This is a genomic window from Streptomyces sp. NPDC127068, from assembly GCF_042724695.1.
Taxonomy (GTDB): Bacteria; Actinomycetota; Actinomycetes; order Streptomycetales; family Streptomycetaceae; genus Streptomyces.
The window spans coordinates 53,584-68,907 of sequence record NZ_JBHXEN010000024.1 but is presented as its reverse complement, the minus strand read 5'-3'; the positions used below and the strand labels follow the sequence as shown (position 1 = coordinate 68,907).

12 protein-coding genes are annotated in these 15,324 nt (G+C 74.5%); 7 read left to right on the top strand and 5 right to left on the bottom strand.

Annotated features, from left to right (window positions below):
• Window positions 1-10 precede the first annotated feature (10 nt).
• The 3 genes from ACFWIA_RS17235 to ACFWIA_RS17225 form a co-directional block, all read right to left on the bottom strand.
• Window positions 11-2,461, bottom strand: a complete 2,451-nt coding sequence (locus ACFWIA_RS17235) for a right-handed parallel beta-helix repeat-containing protein (protein WP_387005438.1) — start codon at window positions 2,459-2,461, stop codon at window positions 11-13.
• A 174-nt stretch (window positions 2,462-2,635) separates the two neighbouring features.
• Window positions 2,636-3,460: an MOSC domain-containing protein gene (locus ACFWIA_RS17230; protein WP_387005435.1), complete on the bottom strand. Its 825-nt coding sequence runs from the start codon at window positions 3,458-3,460 to the stop codon at window positions 2,636-2,638.
• 61 nt (window positions 3,461-3,521) lie between these two features.
• On the bottom strand, window positions 3,522-3,968 hold the full coding sequence (locus ACFWIA_RS17225) for a DUF6643 family protein (protein WP_387005432.1): 447 nt from the start codon (window positions 3,966-3,968) through the stop codon (window positions 3,522-3,524).
• 340 nt (window positions 3,969-4,308) lie between these two features.
• Here ACFWIA_RS17225 and ACFWIA_RS17220 point away from each other — a divergent pair, with 340 nt between their 5' ends.
• Entirely contained in the window at window positions 4,309-5,559 is a 1,251-nt protein-coding gene (locus ACFWIA_RS17220) for a TerD family protein (RefSeq protein ID WP_387005547.1), read from the top strand.
• 54 nt (window positions 5,560-5,613) lie between these two features.
• Here the strand turns inward: ACFWIA_RS17220 and ACFWIA_RS17215 are convergent, their stop codons facing one another.
• Window positions 5,614-6,798: a glycosyltransferase gene (locus tag ACFWIA_RS17215; RefSeq protein WP_387005545.1), complete on the bottom strand. Its 1,185-nt coding sequence runs from the start codon at window positions 6,796-6,798 to the stop codon at window positions 5,614-5,616.
• A gap of 67 nt (window positions 6,799-6,865) precedes the next feature.
• On the opposite strand from ACFWIA_RS17215, the gene ACFWIA_RS17210 reads away from it, so the two are divergent.
• Both ACFWIA_RS17210 and ACFWIA_RS17205 read left to right on the top strand, forming a co-directional pair.
• Window positions 6,866-7,672 carry a glutamate racemase gene (locus tag ACFWIA_RS17210; RefSeq protein ID WP_387005429.1) on the top strand — a complete coding sequence of 269 codons (807 nt, stop codon included), beginning with the start codon at window positions 6,866-6,868 and terminating at the stop codon, window positions 7,670-7,672.
• 73 nt (window positions 7,673-7,745) lie between these two features.
• Window positions 7,746-8,309, top strand: a complete 564-nt coding sequence (locus tag ACFWIA_RS17205; protein WP_385494450.1) for a hypothetical protein — start codon at window positions 7,746-7,748, stop codon at window positions 8,307-8,309.
• A 21-nt stretch (window positions 8,310-8,330) separates the two neighbouring features.
• On the opposite strand, the gene ACFWIA_RS17200 is transcribed toward ACFWIA_RS17205, so the two are convergent.
• Window positions 8,331-9,326, bottom strand: coding sequence for an O-antigen ligase family protein (locus ACFWIA_RS17200; RefSeq protein ID WP_387005426.1), 996 nt, complete (start codon window positions 9,324-9,326; stop codon window positions 8,331-8,333).
• A 252-nt stretch (window positions 9,327-9,578) separates the two neighbouring features.
• On the opposite strand from ACFWIA_RS17200, the gene lnt reads away from it, so the two are divergent.
• The 4 genes from lnt to kdpA all read left to right on the top strand — a co-directional run bounded on the left by lnt (window position 9,579) and on the right by kdpA (window position 15,280).
• Complete coding sequence (gene lnt / locus ACFWIA_RS17195; protein ID WP_387005423.1) at window positions 9,579-11,204, top strand: apolipoprotein N-acyltransferase; 1,626 nt, start codon at window positions 9,579-9,581, stop codon at window positions 11,202-11,204.
• A 51-nt stretch (window positions 11,205-11,255) separates the two neighbouring features.
• Window positions 11,256-11,729, top strand: coding sequence for an NUDIX domain-containing protein (locus ACFWIA_RS17190; protein ID WP_387005421.1), 474 nt, complete (start codon window positions 11,256-11,258; stop codon window positions 11,727-11,729).
• Window positions 11,730-12,732: 1,003 nt separating this feature from the next.
• Window positions 12,733-13,629: a potassium-transporting ATPase subunit C gene (locus ACFWIA_RS17185; RefSeq protein ID WP_387005419.1), complete on the top strand. Its 897-nt coding sequence runs from the start codon at window positions 12,733-12,735 to the stop codon at window positions 13,627-13,629.
• Between the two features lies 1 nt (window position 13,630).
• Window positions 13,631-15,280, top strand: coding sequence for a potassium-transporting ATPase subunit KdpA (gene kdpA / locus ACFWIA_RS17180; RefSeq protein ID WP_387005416.1), 1,650 nt, complete (start codon window positions 13,631-13,633; stop codon window positions 15,278-15,280).
• Window positions 15,281-15,324: the final 44 nt, after the last annotated feature.

Here is a 15,324-nt window from a genome sequence, read left to right as displayed (position 1 = left end):
TCTTGCCCCGTCAGGGCAGTGCGGGCAGGTCTCCCGGGTAGAGCAGGGTGAGGTCGTCGGTGCTGGGTTCGGCGATCTGCGCCACCCGGCCCGCGTGCCGCTCGACCATCGCCTCGAACGTCTGCCGCGCGGTGCGGCCGTTGCCGAACGCGGGGCCCTTGGGAAGTGCCGTGAAGTACTGGACCAGTGCCTGCGGCGTGTCCTCGCCGAGCCGGTACTCGTGCTCCTCGGCCTGCTGCTCGACGATCCGCAACAACTCGTCCGGGACGTAGTCGTTGAAGGTGATGGTGCGGGAGAAGCGGGACGCGACACCGGGGTTGACGGTGAGGAACCGCTCCATCTCGGCGGTGTAGCCGGCGACGATGACCACGACCTCGTCCCGGTGGTCCTCCATCAGCTTGACGAGGGTGTCGATCGCCTCCCGTCCGAAGTCCCGCCCCGAGTCCTCCGGCGACAGTGCGTACGCCTCGTCGATGAAGAGCACTCCGCCGCGGGCGCGGTCGAACGCCTCCTGGGTGCGGATCGCGGTCGAGCCGATGTGCTCGCCGACCAGGTCGACGCGGGACACCTCCACCAGGTGTCCCTGGTGGAGCACTCCCAGCGAGGCGAGGATCTCGCCGTACAACCGGGCCACCGTGGTCTTGCCGGTGCCGGGGGAGCCGGTGAACACCAGGTGGCGCCGGGCGGACGCCGCCTTGAGTCCGGCGAGTTGGCGCCGTCGTCCCACTTCGATCATGTCCGTGAGCGCCCGGACCTCGCGTTTGACGCTTTCCAGGCCGACGAGGGCGTCGAGTTCCCCGAGCACCTCGTCGGCGGACCGTACGGGCTCGGCGGGGGCCTCGGAAGCAGCCGCCGCCGAGCCGGGTATCGCCGCGCGCGGGGCGGGCAGGCCCGACAGCAGGCCGACCGGCTGGGTCGCGGGGGTCGCCCGCTCGGCCGTCGGAAGGGCGGCCTGCGCGGTGGCCACCGCGGGCGCCGTGGGCATGCGGAGTCCGGCGCTCTCGTCGCTGGTGCAGTCCTCGGCGACGGGCCCTTCCTCGGCGAACTCGAAGCCGCCGCGGGCGCAGCGCTCCGTACGGCACTTCCGCAGCGTCGTGCGGCAGCCGTCTATCACGTGGAAGCCGTAGCCGCCGCTGCCGGTGACCTTGCAGCCGGTGAAGGTGCCCCGCCCGCCCGCCGACACGTAGAAGCCGGCCTCGGCGGGGGAGGTGACGGTGCAGCGTTCGATGGTGGGATCGGCGCCCTTGGTGACGATCACCCCCGTCTGGACGGCGTCCACCGTGCAGTTCGCCAGGGTGCCGCCGCTGCCGTGGTCACGGAACCACGCTCCGGTCGCGGCCTCCCGGATGCGGCAGTCGTCGAGCTGGGCCGTCGCCCCGTCGCTCACCGACACGGCCGTGTTGCGGACCTGGGTGAGGTCGGTGTCGACGACGTCCGCACGGGACCCGCGGTCGAGCACGAACAGCGCGTCGGGCACGTCCCGCACCCGGCAGGAGTCGAGCACGACGGCGGCGCCGTCGCTGACCCACACCGCCGGGTAGTCGCCGGTGCTGTCGTGGATCTCGCACTGGTGGGCGTCCACCCGGGTGCCGGGGTCCCACACGGACAGTCCGTTGCGGCCGAAGCGGCTCACCGTGGACCGGGTGAGCGTCAGCACGGAGCGTGAACGCAGGTCCACCGCGTTCTCGGGGACGTCGTGGATGCGGCAGTCGGCGAGGGTGAGCACCGCGTCCGTGTCGAGGGTGATCCCGTCGGCGGTCGTCCGGTGCACATCGCAGTCCGTGAGGTGGGCGGTGGCCCGTCCGGTGACCTGGACGCCGGAGCCCTTGACCTCGTACACCTCGCAGCCGACGGCTTCCAGGGCCGAGCCCTCGCCCGTCACCGACAGGCCCGAGCCGGAGGTGTGGTGCACCCGGCACCGGTCCAGCCGGGGGTGTCCGCCGCTGCGCACCGCGACCCCGGACTGACCGGCGGCGACGACCTCGCAGTCCTCGAAGACCCCGCCGCCGCCGTCGAGGACGGCGATCCCGATGCCCGCCGGGTTGTCGACGGTGCAACGGCGCACGGTCGGGCGGGCGTTCCCCCGGACCTCGATGCCGACCGCGGACCTGGTCACGATCCGGACGTCGGTCAGCTCCGGCACGGACTCCTCCACGAGCAGTGCGGGGGCGGCCGAGTCCTGACCCTCCAACACCAGCCCGTGGACGGCCGCGGGCGCCCGCACCGTCAGCGGCACGCCGTCGACGGGGGCGATGCGCACCGAACCCGGTGCCCCCTCGGGCCCACGGAGCGTCACCGCCCGTTCGATCACCAGGTTCTCCCGGTAGGTCCCGGGGGCGACGGTGAGCACGTCGCCGTCCCCCGCGGCTTCCAGGGCCGCGGCGAGGGAGCCGTACTCACCCGTGCGGCGTCGCCACCGCGATGTGCCCGTGTGCGTCACCTGGACCGTGCCCTGTGCCATGGCGCTGTTCTGTCCCCACCTCGTCGGATGCGCGGGTGTCGCGAGTGCTGCCGAAGACCTCGGCCGCTCCACCGTAGCGTGTGCGGGGCAGCCGAGTTGACCAGAGCGAAAGGCCGGTCAGCGGCCCGTGCCGGTCCGGTGGCGGGGGCTCGCGACGGCCCCCGGCCGGAGCCGTCACCCGAGGACGGTGAGGGGGTCACCGACCCGGAGCGTGCCGGGGTGTTCCGGGACGAGGTTCTGGCCGAAGACGAGCTTCCCGTCGATGCGGCGGTGGCGGGCGAGCGTGCGCAGGGGTTCCCGGCCGCGGACGGCCGTGTGCTGGTCGGTGGTGGTCACCGCGCAGCGCCCGCACTTCTTGGCGACCCGGAAGGTGACCTCGCCGACCGCTATCCGCGACCAGTGGTCCTCCGCCCACGCCTCGGTGCCCGTCACCACGAGGTTCGGCCGGAAGCGGTTCATCGGCAAGGGGCCCTCCGCTGCGTGGTCGCCGTGCGCGATCAGCGCGTTGAGGGCGTCGAGTGAGGCGAGGCTGGTGACCAGCAGGGGGAACCCGTCGGCGAAGGAGACGGTCTCGCCGCGGTGCGCGTAGTCCGGGTCGATGGGTCGGCTGGTGGCGGGGTCGGCCAGGTGCACCAGCCGGAGCTCGGTGCCGAGGAACTCGCTGAACCAGTCGCCCGCCGCCTCGTCGGCGGGTACCGCCTCGACCTTGTCCCCCCAGATCTGCACGGACGTCCGGTGCACCGGGTCGGGCACGGTGACCGTCAGGGGCGCGCGGCCGGGTGCGGACAACCGGACCGCGCCCCCGGGCAACGGCTCGGCGCGGGTGAGCGCCAGCCGGGCGTACTGGCGTTGGGTGACGACCTTGGCGGAGCCGTCGACGAGCATCCAGCGTCGGTCGCCCGAGATCCCCCATGGCTCCACGAACGCCTCGTCGGGCGCGTGGCCCTGGGCGGCCTTCACCGGAAAGACATGCAGGGACGCCAACACGGGACTCGCCATGCATCCATCCTGCCAGCAGCGTTCACCGGGCGGGAGGGGACGCCGTCCGTGCCGGCGTCCGTCAGTACCCGCGGTAGGGGCGGTGGTGCGGATCCTCGTAGGAGGCCGGTCCCGGGGCGGGCCGCGGGGTCGCCGGGCGCATCGCCTCGTAGCCGACGGGCGGGGCGGGCCGCGGCGGCTGGGGCTGGGCACCGGGGTAACCGCGCGGCACGCCGGTCGCCTGCTGCGGGAAGTGGGGCGCGGCCTGCTGGAGCGGCGCCGGTTGCTGCTGCTGCGGTGCGTACCCGTACTGCGGCGGGTACGGCTGCGGAGCGGGCGCCGCGGGCAGCGCCGGCAGTGCCGACGGCAGCGCGGGCAGATGGCTGCCGGTGTCGTACGCGGCGGGGACCCGGATCGGGGCGATCTGGGGAGTGCCCCGTTCTGCGACGAGGGAGTCGTAGATCGGAGTGTCCTTGAAGGACGGCGCGGAGTAGTAACCGCCGCCATAGGTGGAGCGGGGGGAGGTCATGGCACCTAAGTTAAGCCCACGATGTGCTGGTTGGGGAGACAGATAAGAGGGTTGTTTTCCGTGCCGGACGTAGCCGCTGATCGCCAATACGAGTGAATTCGGAAAAAACGGTCGCACTATGGCGTAAGGATCGTGTAAGGAGGGCGATTCCGAGGGTGGTTACCGGTGGTTGACCAGTGATCATCCGCATTCGCCGGAGTCCACCTCCGCTTGCCCGTGGGGCAAGGGACCGGCTCCGGGAACGAACGAACAGGGGCCGCGTGCACCGGGGACCGGGTCGGCCGTGGACGCCCGGCTGCGGTGTGCGGCGGCGGACGCTCAGGAGGGGGCACACATGACCATGTCGAAGGGCACCAACGCCGTCGTACCGACGGCCGCCGTGCGGGTGGAACTGGAGTGGGGGGCGGGGCCGGGCGTCCCGCGGGTGGACTCCGTGGCGCTGCTCCTGGCGGGAGGCAGGGTGCGCGGAGACGGAGACGTCATCCGGCCGGGCCGCCCGGCCACCGCGGTCCGGTACGAGGACGGGCGCGGCGGGAACGACCGGCTCACCGACACCCTGGCCGTGGACCTGGCCCGCGTGGACGACGCCGTCGAGCGGATCGTGCTCGCCGTGTCCACTGCGAGCGGCACCTTCGGGCAGGTGTCGCGGCCCGGCGTCCGCGTCCTCGACGCGGCACACGGAACGGAACTGGCGCGCTTCGACTGCGCGGACGCCACCGTGGAGACCTCGTTGGTCCTCGGCGAGCTGTACCGCAGGGGAGGCGGCTGGAAGTTCCGCGCGGTCGGCCAGGGCTACGGAGAGGGGCGCCGGGCCCTCGCCGAGGACTTCGGGGTCACCCCCACCGCACTCGCCCCCGCACCCGACGCCCCGCCCCCGGTCACCCCGACCCCGCCCGCGGTTCCGACTCCGACCCACGCACCCGCCCGGACCCCCGACCCGCCCGCCACCCCGGTACGGCTGAGCAAGGTCACGCTCACCAAGGACGCCCCCGCGGTGTCGCTGGCCAAACAGGGCGGCACCGGCGGAACGCTGCGCGTGAACCTCAACTGGGGCGTACGGGAACGCCCCCAGGACCGCGGCTCCCGGTGGCGCAGGCCCCGCGGCCCCCACCGGAACCTCGACCTCGACCTGTGCGCCCTGTACGAACTCACCGACGGGCGCAAGGGAGTGGTGCAGGCCCTCGGCCACGCGTACGGCGCCCTGCACGAGCCCCCGTACGTCCACCTCGACGGCGACGACCGCACGGGCGCCGCGGAGGGCGGCGAGAACCTCACGATCAACCTCGACCACCGCACCGCACTGCGCCGGGTCCTCGTCTTCGTGATGATCTACGAGGGCGCCGACTCGTTCGCGGACCTGCACGCCACCGTGACCCTGCGACCCCAGCACGGGGCACCGGTCGAGTTCTTCCTCGACGAGTGCACCGTCACCTCACCGGTCTGTGCGCTCGCCCTGCTCACCCAGGAGGACGGCGACCTGGTGGTCCGCCGCGAAGCCCGCTACCTGGTGCCCGAACCGGGCATCGGCATCCAACGGACCGTGGACCACGCCTACGGATGGGGCCTCACCTGGACCCCCGGCCGCAAGTGACCCTCGCGCACCGCCCGGGAACGCACCGGGGGAGCGGGGCGCGCGACCTGCGCGTCACCGCTCCTCCGGAGCCACCTGCGGCGCCCGACCGGGGCCCGCGTACGTCCGGCCCTTCCACGCCGCGCCGCGCCCGCGGTGGTGCCGCACCGCCGAGTCCACCGTCATCAGCAGGTACAGCAGCGCGGTGAACGGCAGCGTCGGGGCGAGCCAGAGGCTCTGCCGGTAGTACCGCAGCACCGGGACGTACGTCACCGTCATCACCAGCCACCCGAACCCCCCGAGCAGGGCCGGCGCCACCGACGGCGGGCGGGCCCAGAGCCCCGCCACCACCACCGCGGGCGGCACCAGGTACACCACCACCAGACCCACCACCGTCCCCACCAACAGCAGCGGCTGGTAACGGAGCTGGCAGTAGGCGCTGCGCGCCACCATCCGCCACAGGTCACCGAGGCGCGGATAGGGCCGCACGCTGTGCACCCGGTCGGCGAGCCCCAACCAGATCCGGCCGCCGGTGGACTTCACCGCCCGCGCCAACGACACGTCGTCGATCACCGCGTGCCGGATCGCCTCCGGCACCCCCGCCCGCTCCGCCGCCGCCGACCGCAGCAGGACACAGCCGCCCGCCGCCGCGGCCGTCCGGCTCCCGGCCCGCCGCACCCGGCGGAACGGGTACAGCTGCGCGAAGAAGTACACGAACGCCGGAACCACCAGCCGCTCCCAGGCGCTCGCCACCCGGAGCCGGGCCATCAGCGACACCAGGTCGTGACCGCCCGTCTCGGCCGCCGCCACCAACTCCCGCAGACTGCCCGGTGCGTGGGCGATGTCGGCGTCCGTGAGCAACAGGTACCGCGGGGCGCCCCCGCGGGCCAGCCGCATGCCGTGCCGCACGGCCCACAGCTTGCCCGTCCAGCCGTCGGGCGGCTCGCCCGGTGAGGCCACGGTCAGCCGCGGCCCCCCGTACCGCTCGCCCAGCTCCCGGGCCAGCGCCCCCGTACCGTCCGTACTGCCGTCGTCCACCAGGAAGACCTCGAACGGCCCCGGGTAGTCCTGGGCCAGCAAGGAGGGCAGGGACAGCGGCAGCATCCCGGCCTCGTCCCGCGCCGGGACGACCACCGCGACCGGGGGCCACACGAGCGGCGCCCGCCCCGGCGGCAGCCGCACGTCGGTGCGCCAGAAGAACCCCTGGCCGAGCAGGAGCCACCCCCAGGCGGCGGCGGACACCACGGCAATCCAGACCATCGCGCTCACCCGCGCAGTGTCCCCCACGGCCCCCAGGCCGCACCGGCCCATCGTCTATGGTGACCGGGTGAAGATCGCGCTCATGGACTCCGGAATCGGACTGCTCGCCGCCGCCGCGGCGGTACGGAGACTGCGCCCCGACGCCGACCTCGTGCTGTCCAGCGACCCCGACGGCATGCCGTGGGGACCGCGCACCCCCGAGGACCTCACCCGGCGTGCCCTCACCGTCGCCGGGGCCGCCGCCGAGTGCGGCGCCGACGCCCTGATCGTCGCCTGCAACACCGCCACCGTGCACGCCCTGCCCGCGCTGCGCGCCCGGCTCGAACCGGCGCTCCCGGTGGTCGGCACCGTCCCCGCGATCAAGCCCGCCGCCGCCGGCGGCGGACCCTTCGCCATCTGGGCGACGCCCGCCACCACGGGCAGCGCCTACCAGCGCGGCCTGATCGCCGACTTCGCCTCCGGCGCGCAGGTCACCGAAGTGCCCTGCCCGGGCCTCGCCGACGCCATCGAGTACGCCGACGAGGACGCCGTCGACCGGGCGATCGCCGCGGCGGCGGCCCGTACCCCGGACGGAGTAAGGGCCGTCGTCCTGGGCTGCACCCACTACGAACTGGTCGCCGAGCGGGTCAGGACCGCCCTGGGACGCCCGGGGGACGAGGGCGGGCTCCAGGACCCGCCGGCCCTGATCCTGCACGGCTCCGCGGGCGCCGTCGCCGCCCAGGTGCTCCGCCGCCTCGGCGCGTCCCCCGCCCCGGACGCCGCCCCTGTCGGATCGGTCACAGTCCTGCACGGCGGACGGCCCGCGACCCTCGCCGAGCGGGCCCTCGCCTACCCCGAGGGACGGCTTCTGGCGGCGCTCAGCCAGGCCCGCTGACCTCCGGCGACACCCCGCAGTCACGCTCCGTGCTCCGGTGCCGGGCCGGCGGGTCGTCTGTACTCTCGACACCATGAGGGACCACCCGCAGGGCGACCGGGGCCCCATCGAGGCCCCCGTCGAGATCTGGACCGGACGAGCGAGCAACCGCGTGCAGTGGCTGCTCGCCCTCGCGGGCGCGGCCTGTGTGGCGCTCGGCATCGAACTGGCCGTCGTGTCCGAATGGAACAGCGGCGTCCTCGCCCTGGTCATGTCGGTCGTCGGCTGCATCGCCGCCGGCCTGCTCGTGCTGTTCGGCACGCTGGCCTTCGTCCACGTCGCGGTCCGCGTCGACCAGGACTCCCTGGAGGTCCGCTGCGGACACATCGGTCTGCCGCGCCGCCGCATCCCGCTCGCCCAGGTCGTCGACGCGGACTTCGCCCCCACGGTCACCCCCCGCCAATGGGGCGGCTGGGGCTACCGCTGGCGCCCCGAGATCGGCACCGCCGTGATCGTCCGCCGCGGCGAGGGCGTGGTCCTCAGCCTCGGCGACGGCCGCAAGTTCACCGTCACCGTGGACGACGCGGAGGCCGCCGTGCGGATCATCCGCGACCGACTGCGCCCGCCGACCACGCCCCCGGCGCCCACCGCCGTCTGACCGGCACCCGGCCGCCCGCACTCACCACCGCTCCAGGGCCAACGGCCGGGCGGTCGCCATCCCCGCGAGCAGACCGCTGCCCACAGTGACCGCCGTGAAGCTCAGGGCGTCACCGATCGCCGCCAGCGCCGCCACCGCGGTCAGTGCGGCCCCCGCCGTCACCGCCACCACCGTCGGCCGCGGCGAGCGCAACAGGGCGAACAACACCCAGCCGAACGCCAGGGCCAGCAGTGCCACGCCCACGAAGCCCTGCTCGGCCGCCTGCTGGAGCAGCGCCGAGTGCGGACGGCCGTCCGGGACCAGGGACTCCGCCACCGTCGGACTCAGCTCCCCGAAACGGTCCGGTCCCACCCCGAGCACCGGATGGTCCTGCGCCATCTCCAGCGCGTCCCGCCACAGCAACACCCGGTACGGCGTGAGCTGGCCCTCCAACAAGGACATCAAGCCGTCCGGCAGCGCATCGTCGGCGACCGCCCACGCAGCGGCGGCCACCCCCGCCGCCCCCGCCGCCAGGGCACCCAGACCGAATGCCCGACGGGCCAGCCGGGCCGCCGCCAGCGAACAGAGCAGGATGCCGACACAGAGCGTCAGTCCCGCCATCGAATCGAGCACCGGTGCCGCCGCCGTGATCAACAGGGCCAGGGCCCACAGCGCGCGGCGCGCCAGCACGCTGTGCGTCACCCACGCCGCACAGCACGCCGCTCCCGCGGCCAGGGCGAGCAGCGCCGCGGTGGCGCCGCCGTGGCCGAGCGGGGACGAACCCTCCGGCGCGGTGCGCACGTGCGGCAACAGGAACGCGAGGACCAGGCCCACCAGGGCGGTCGTGACGAGGGCGCCCACCGGGAGCAACGCCCCGTAGATCCGCCCGAACGCGTACGCCGCCGACACGGCCAGCACCGCGAGCAGCACCCCCTCGGGACGGCCGCCGCTCGCCGCGGCGCTCATCAGCGCCCAGCCCGCGCAGACACCCAGCAGCACCATGCCGACGGGATCGGAGACCGTACGGGCGTCCGACACCAACGCGGGAACCTCCGGCCCCCCGCCCGGGGCACCCCGGGTCCGCCCCGTGTGGCCCGCGGCCCCCGTGTTGCTCCATGTCCCCATCCGTCGTCCCCCCGACGTCATGACGGGCCCCGGCGGCCCTGGGATGTGGCCGTTCGTGCGGGGCTGTGGCTCACGGTAACCGCTGGTGCCGTGGTTTGTGGATGGGTTCGGCGAGATCGTCTCGCGGGGTCCGGGGGCGCCGCGGCCGGGTCGTAGACTCCTGGGGTGACCGTCATCGCCACTCCGACCGACGAGCCGGAGCGCCTCACCCCGGAGCCCGCGGACACCGCGCGGCCGTCGTTGACGAGGCGCGTGGCGCTGCGGCTCGTACCCGCCGTGGTCGCGGCGCTCTCCGGAGTGCTCCTCTACGTCAGTTTCCCGCCGCGCACCCTGTGGTGGTTGGCGCTGCCCGCGTTCGCGGGGTTCGCGTGGTCGGTCCGCGGACGGTCCTGGAAGGCCGGACTGGGCAGCGGGTACGCCTTCGGCCTCGGCTTCCTGCTGCCGCTGCTCGTCTGGACGGGCGTCGAGGTGGGGCCCGGGCCCTGGCTCGCACTGGTGGCCATCGAAGCGGCGTTCGTGGCACTGGTCGGCGCCGCAGCCGCCGCCGTGTCCCGGCTGCCCGCCTGGCCGGTGTGGGCCGCCGCCCTGTGGATCGCCGGAGAAGCGGCCCGCGCGCGCGTGCCGTTCCACGGCTTCCCCTGGGGCAAGGTGGCCTTCGGGCAGGCCGACGGCGTGTTCCTGCCGCTGGCCGCGCTCGGCGGGACCCCCGTCCTCGGCTTCGCCGTCGTCCTGTGCGGATACGGCCTGTACGAGGCGGTGTCGCTGGGGGTTGCCGCACGGCGCGGAACGGCCCTCCGGCGGGTCACCGCCGCCGGTGCCGCGGTGGCGCTCGCCCTGCCCCTGCTGGCGGCCCTCGCCGCGCGCCCGCTGGTCAGCTCCGCCGCCGAGGACGGCACGACGACGGTCGCCGCGATCCAGGGCAACGTCCCCCGGCTGGGGCTCGACTTCAACGCACAGCGCAGGGCCGTCCTCGACAACCACGTCAAGGAGACGGAACGCCTCGCCGCGCAGGTCGCCCGGGGGCGCGTCGAACAGCCGGACCTCGTGCTGTGGCCGGAGAACTCCTCCGACATCGACCCCTTCCGCAACGAGGACGCACGTGACGTCATCGAGCGTGCGGTGGCGGCGATCGGCGTGCCGATCGCCGTCGGCGGGGTCGTCACCACCGAGGACGGCCGGCTCCTCAACCAGCAGATCCTCTGGGACCCGGAGAAGGGCCCCGTGGACACCTACGACAAGCGTCAGATCCAGCCGTTCGGCGAGTACCTTCCGCTCAGGTCGATCATCAGCGCCGTCAGCAGCGACGCGAGCATGGTCCGCAAGGACTTCAGCCGGGGCTCCGAGCCCGGGGTCTTCACCATGGCGGGCGCCCGGGTGGGCATCGCGACCTGCTACGAGGCGGCGTTCGACTGGGCGGTGCGCGACACGGTCACCGAAGGGGCCCAGCTGCTGTCGGTGCCGAGCAACAACGCCACCTTCGGGCGCAGCGAGATGACCTACCAGCAGCTCGCGATGTCGCGGGTCCGGGCCGTCGAGCACAGCCGCACCGTCGTGGTGCCGGTCACCAGCGGGGTCAGCGCCGTGATCATGCCCGACGGCCGGGTCGCCGACCGCACCGGGATGTTCACCCCTGACACGCTGGTCGCCGAGGTGCCGCTGCGGTCGAGCAGCACCCCCGCCACCCGGCTGGGCATCCTGCCCGAGGTGCTGCTGGTGCTGGTCGCGGCCGGTGGCCTCGGCGGGGCGGTCGCCGTCCGGCTTCGGACGCGCCGGGAATCCACCACCGGGTGAACCGGCCGACCGGCGGGCGCCCTTGGGCGCCCAGGCCCTATCGTCGGTCGCATGGCTACTCCTGAATTCATCTCCGCCCTGCGGGACACCGCGGGTCATCAACTGCTCTGGCTCCCGGGGGTGACGGCCATCGTCTTCGACGACGAGGGCAGGGTGCTCATCGGGCGGCGCAGCGACAACCGCGCGTGGTCGGTCGTCGGCGGCATCCCGGAGCCGGGAGAGCAGCCCGCGGCCTGTGCGGTGCGCGAGGTGTACGAGGAGACGGCCGTGCGCTGCGTGCCGGAGCGCGTGGTGCTCGTCCAGGCGCTGGAACCGGTGTCCTACCCCAACGGCGACGTGTGCCAGTACATGGACATCACGTTCCGGTGCCGGGCCGTGGGCGGCGAGGCGCGGGTCAACGACGACGAGTCGTTGGAGGTGGGCTGGTTCCCGCTCGACGCGCTGCCGGACCTCAACGAGTTCAGCCTCACCCGGATCAAGCACGCGCTCGCCGACACGCCCACCTGGTTCGAACCCACCGCGTGAACCGGCGCGGTGCGCCCGCGCTCATCCGTCCGGGTGAGCGCGCGGTGCGGGCGCGGGGCCGCCGGGCGACCGGCCCGGCTTCGGCCACCGCGTCGGTGACGGCCCGGGCGATCCGGGTGATGCCGGGGGAGCCGACCCGATAGGGATTCGGGTCGGCCGTCGTCTGCGCCAGGCAGAAGTGCGGGTGGTCGTCCTCGCGGGGGAGCGCCCCCCCGGTCGCGGGCCGGACCGGTGCAGGAGGCGTCCGCGCGTTCCGCCGCGGTGCACGGCAGGGAGCGCGTCCCGACGTGCCGGGCGCCGGGTGCGCTGACCGCGGGCCCCCGCGTCCGCCAGCCGGTCGCCGGAACGCGCGGCCCGCGCCCGGTGGACCGCGTTCACCTCGCGGATGCGGTGCTTACCGTGCGCGCGAGGGCGGCGGCCTCGTCACGGGCCGGGACGAGGGATTCCTCGCCGGCACCCTCCAGACAGTCAGGTGGTCGCACGGGGTGGTGCCCGAGGCGGGGGCGCGGCGCCGCGCCCACTCGGGGTGGGGGCCGCGGGTCGGTGCCGGGGTGTCGACCCGGGAGCGTCGCGGGCGTCGTTGCGGACCGGAACCGGGGCCGGGCCGTCCGAGGTCGGATCACCGCACCCGACGGCCACCAGCAGGTCCAGCAGACGGCCCACGGTCCATGACGTCAGCATGCGCGGCCCCGCCCCGGTGACTGACGGGGAACGGCTTCCGGTGATCCCGCCGCCCCGGCAAGGGCCGCACCGCCGATCCGGCCACCGGGGGCGCCGAGAACACGCCATCACCGTCGGCGCCCCACTTGCCCGGGTCCGGCCGCCCGCCGCCGCGTCAGCGTCCCGTCAGGGCGCGGGGGTTCACCGTATGCGTCGCGTCATGGACCGCCGACGGCCCGGCCGGAGGGGCCTAGCGTCGGCAGCCGGCCCGCCCACCCGGCCGCCCCCCCGCTCACCCGTTCCGTCGCTCCTGCGCGAGCCGTTGATCCCGAGGCTACCGACCATGAACCGACGCCCCTGGCTGCCCGCCCGGTGGGGTCCCCCGCTCACCGCGATCCGCGTGGTGCTGGCCCTGACCGTGCTCCTCGGACTCGCCTACCCCCTGGGCATGACCGCCGCCGCACAGGTGCCCGGGCTGCGCGACCGCGCCGAGGGCTCGCCGCTCACCGGCCCGGACGGCGAGCGGCTCGGCAGCGAGCTGATCGGCCAGTCCTTCGAGGACGCCGACGGCGAACCGCTGCCCGGCTACTTCCAGCCCCGCCCCTCGCACGCCGGCACCGGCTACGACGCCTCGGCCTCCGCCGCCGGGAACCTGGGCCCCGAGTCCACCGTCGACACCCCGCCCGTCGCCAGCACCCCCGGCGTGCCGAGCCTGCTGACCCTGGTCTGCGCCCGCAGCAGGGCGATCGGGCTGCGGGAGGGCGTCGACGGCGGCCGGCCCTACTGCACCGCGGACGGCGTCGGCGCGGTACTCGGGGTGTACCGAGCGCACGGCACCACCGGTCGGGTCACCCGGGTGGTGAGCCTCAACCAGCCCTGTCCCGCGCGCCCGTTCCGCGCCCGGTACGCCGGCGTCGCCGTCGGGTGCGCCCGGCCCGGCGAGGACCACGCCCGGGCCGTGGTCACACCGGTCCGCGGTGACGCCCCCGCCCGCCCGGCCGTCCCGGGCGACGCGGTCACCGCGAGTGGCAGCGGACTCGACCCGCACATCAGCCCCGCGTACGCCCGGCTCCAGACACCACGGGTGGCCGCCCGGCGGGGCCTGACCGAGGACGCCGTGCGGACCCTGGTGACCGCGCACACCACCGGTCGGGCGCTCGGCGTCCTGGGGGAGCCGGTGGTGAGCGTCGCCCCGCTGAACGCGGCGCTCGACCGGCTCCGGCCCGGCAAGGGGGCCTGAGGTGCACGGCTGGCTCCAGACCACCCTCGTGGTGGCGGTGGTGGTGGGGCTGCACGTGCCCCTCGGCGACCACCTCGCCCGGGTCCTCGACGGCGACCGACACACCCGCGCGGAACGGCTCCTGTACCGGTTCTGCGGCGTGGACCCGCACCGCGAGCAGGACTGGCGGCACTATCTGACCGCCCTGCTCGCGTTCTCCGCGGCGGGCGTCGTCGCCCTGTTCGCCCTCTTCACGCTCCAGGGCCGACTGCCCTGGTCCACCGGACACCCCGGCATGCCGTGGCGGCTCGCCCTGCACACGGCCGTCAGCTTCACCACCAACACCAGCTGGCAGAACTACGTCGCCGAGGACACCACCGGGCACCTGGCCGTGATGGCGGGCCTCGGCACCCAGGCGTTCGCCTCCGCCGCCGTGGGCATCTGCGTCGCCCTGGCGCTGATCCGTGGCCTGGTGCGGCGGGACACCGACCACCTGGGCAACTTCTGGGTCGACCTGATCCGCACCCTGTTCCGGGTGCTGCTGCCGCTCGCCGTCGTCACCGGACTCGTGTTCATCGCGCTCGGCGTCCCGCAGAACCTCGACGCCCCGCAGTCGGTGACCACCGTCACGGGCGGCCCGCAGAGCCTTCCCGGCGGCCCGGTGGGGTCCTGGGAGTCGATCAAACTGATGTCCGGGGACGGCGGGGGCTTCTTCAACGCGAGCAGCGCCCACCCCTTCGAGAACCCCTCGGCGTGGTCACACGCGCTGTCCGTCGTCCTGATGCTGCTGATCCCGACCGCGCTGCTGCGCACCTACGGGCGGCTCGTCGGTTCCACCCGCCAGGGGTGGACCCTCCTGGGCGTCGCCGGCGCCCTGTTCACGCTGCTCGCCGTCGCCGGCTCCGCCGCGCAGGGCACCGCGGGCGGAACGGTGCCGCAGGCGGTCGGCGGCCCGTACGAGGGCACCGAGACCCGGATCGGCGTCGCCGGCTCCACCCTCTTCGCCCTCGCGGCCACCGCCAGCGCGGACGGCGCGTCGGGCGCCTCGTACGACAGCTTCACCGCGTTCGGCGGCGGGGTGCTGCTGAGCGCGATGATGCTCGGTGAGATCGCCCCCGGCGGTACCGGCAGCGGACTGTATGGGCTGCTGGTGGCCGTGCTGGTCGCCGTGTTCATCGGCGGCCTCATGGTCGGCCGCACCCCCGAGTACCTGGGCAAACGGCTCGGGCACCACGAGATCCGGTACGTCGCCCTGTACACGCTCGTCGCCCCCGCCACGATCCTGCTGTCCGCGGCGCTCGCCCTCGCCCTCGGCCACGGCCGCTCCTCCATGGGCGAACCGGGGCCGCACGGACTGACCGAGCTGGTCTACGCCTACACCTCCGGCGTGGTGAGCAACGGCAGCGCGATGGCGGGCTTCAACGGGGCCACCGACTTCCACCACCTGCTGATGAGCGCGGTGATGCTCCTCGGCCGCTACCTCCCGATGGTGTTCCTGCTCGCCCTCGCGGGCCGGTTGGCCCGGGGGCGTTCCACGGCCACCACGGCCGGTACCCTCCGCACGACGGGCGTCACCTTCGTCGCGCTGGCCACCGGGGTGGCCCTGCTGTCGGCCCTGCTCAACCACCTGCCCGTCCTGTCCCTGGGGCCACTGGCCGAAGGGCTGCGGTGAGGGCTCCCGGCGCTGCGATCCGGCCTTTCCCGCCGGGCGTGCCC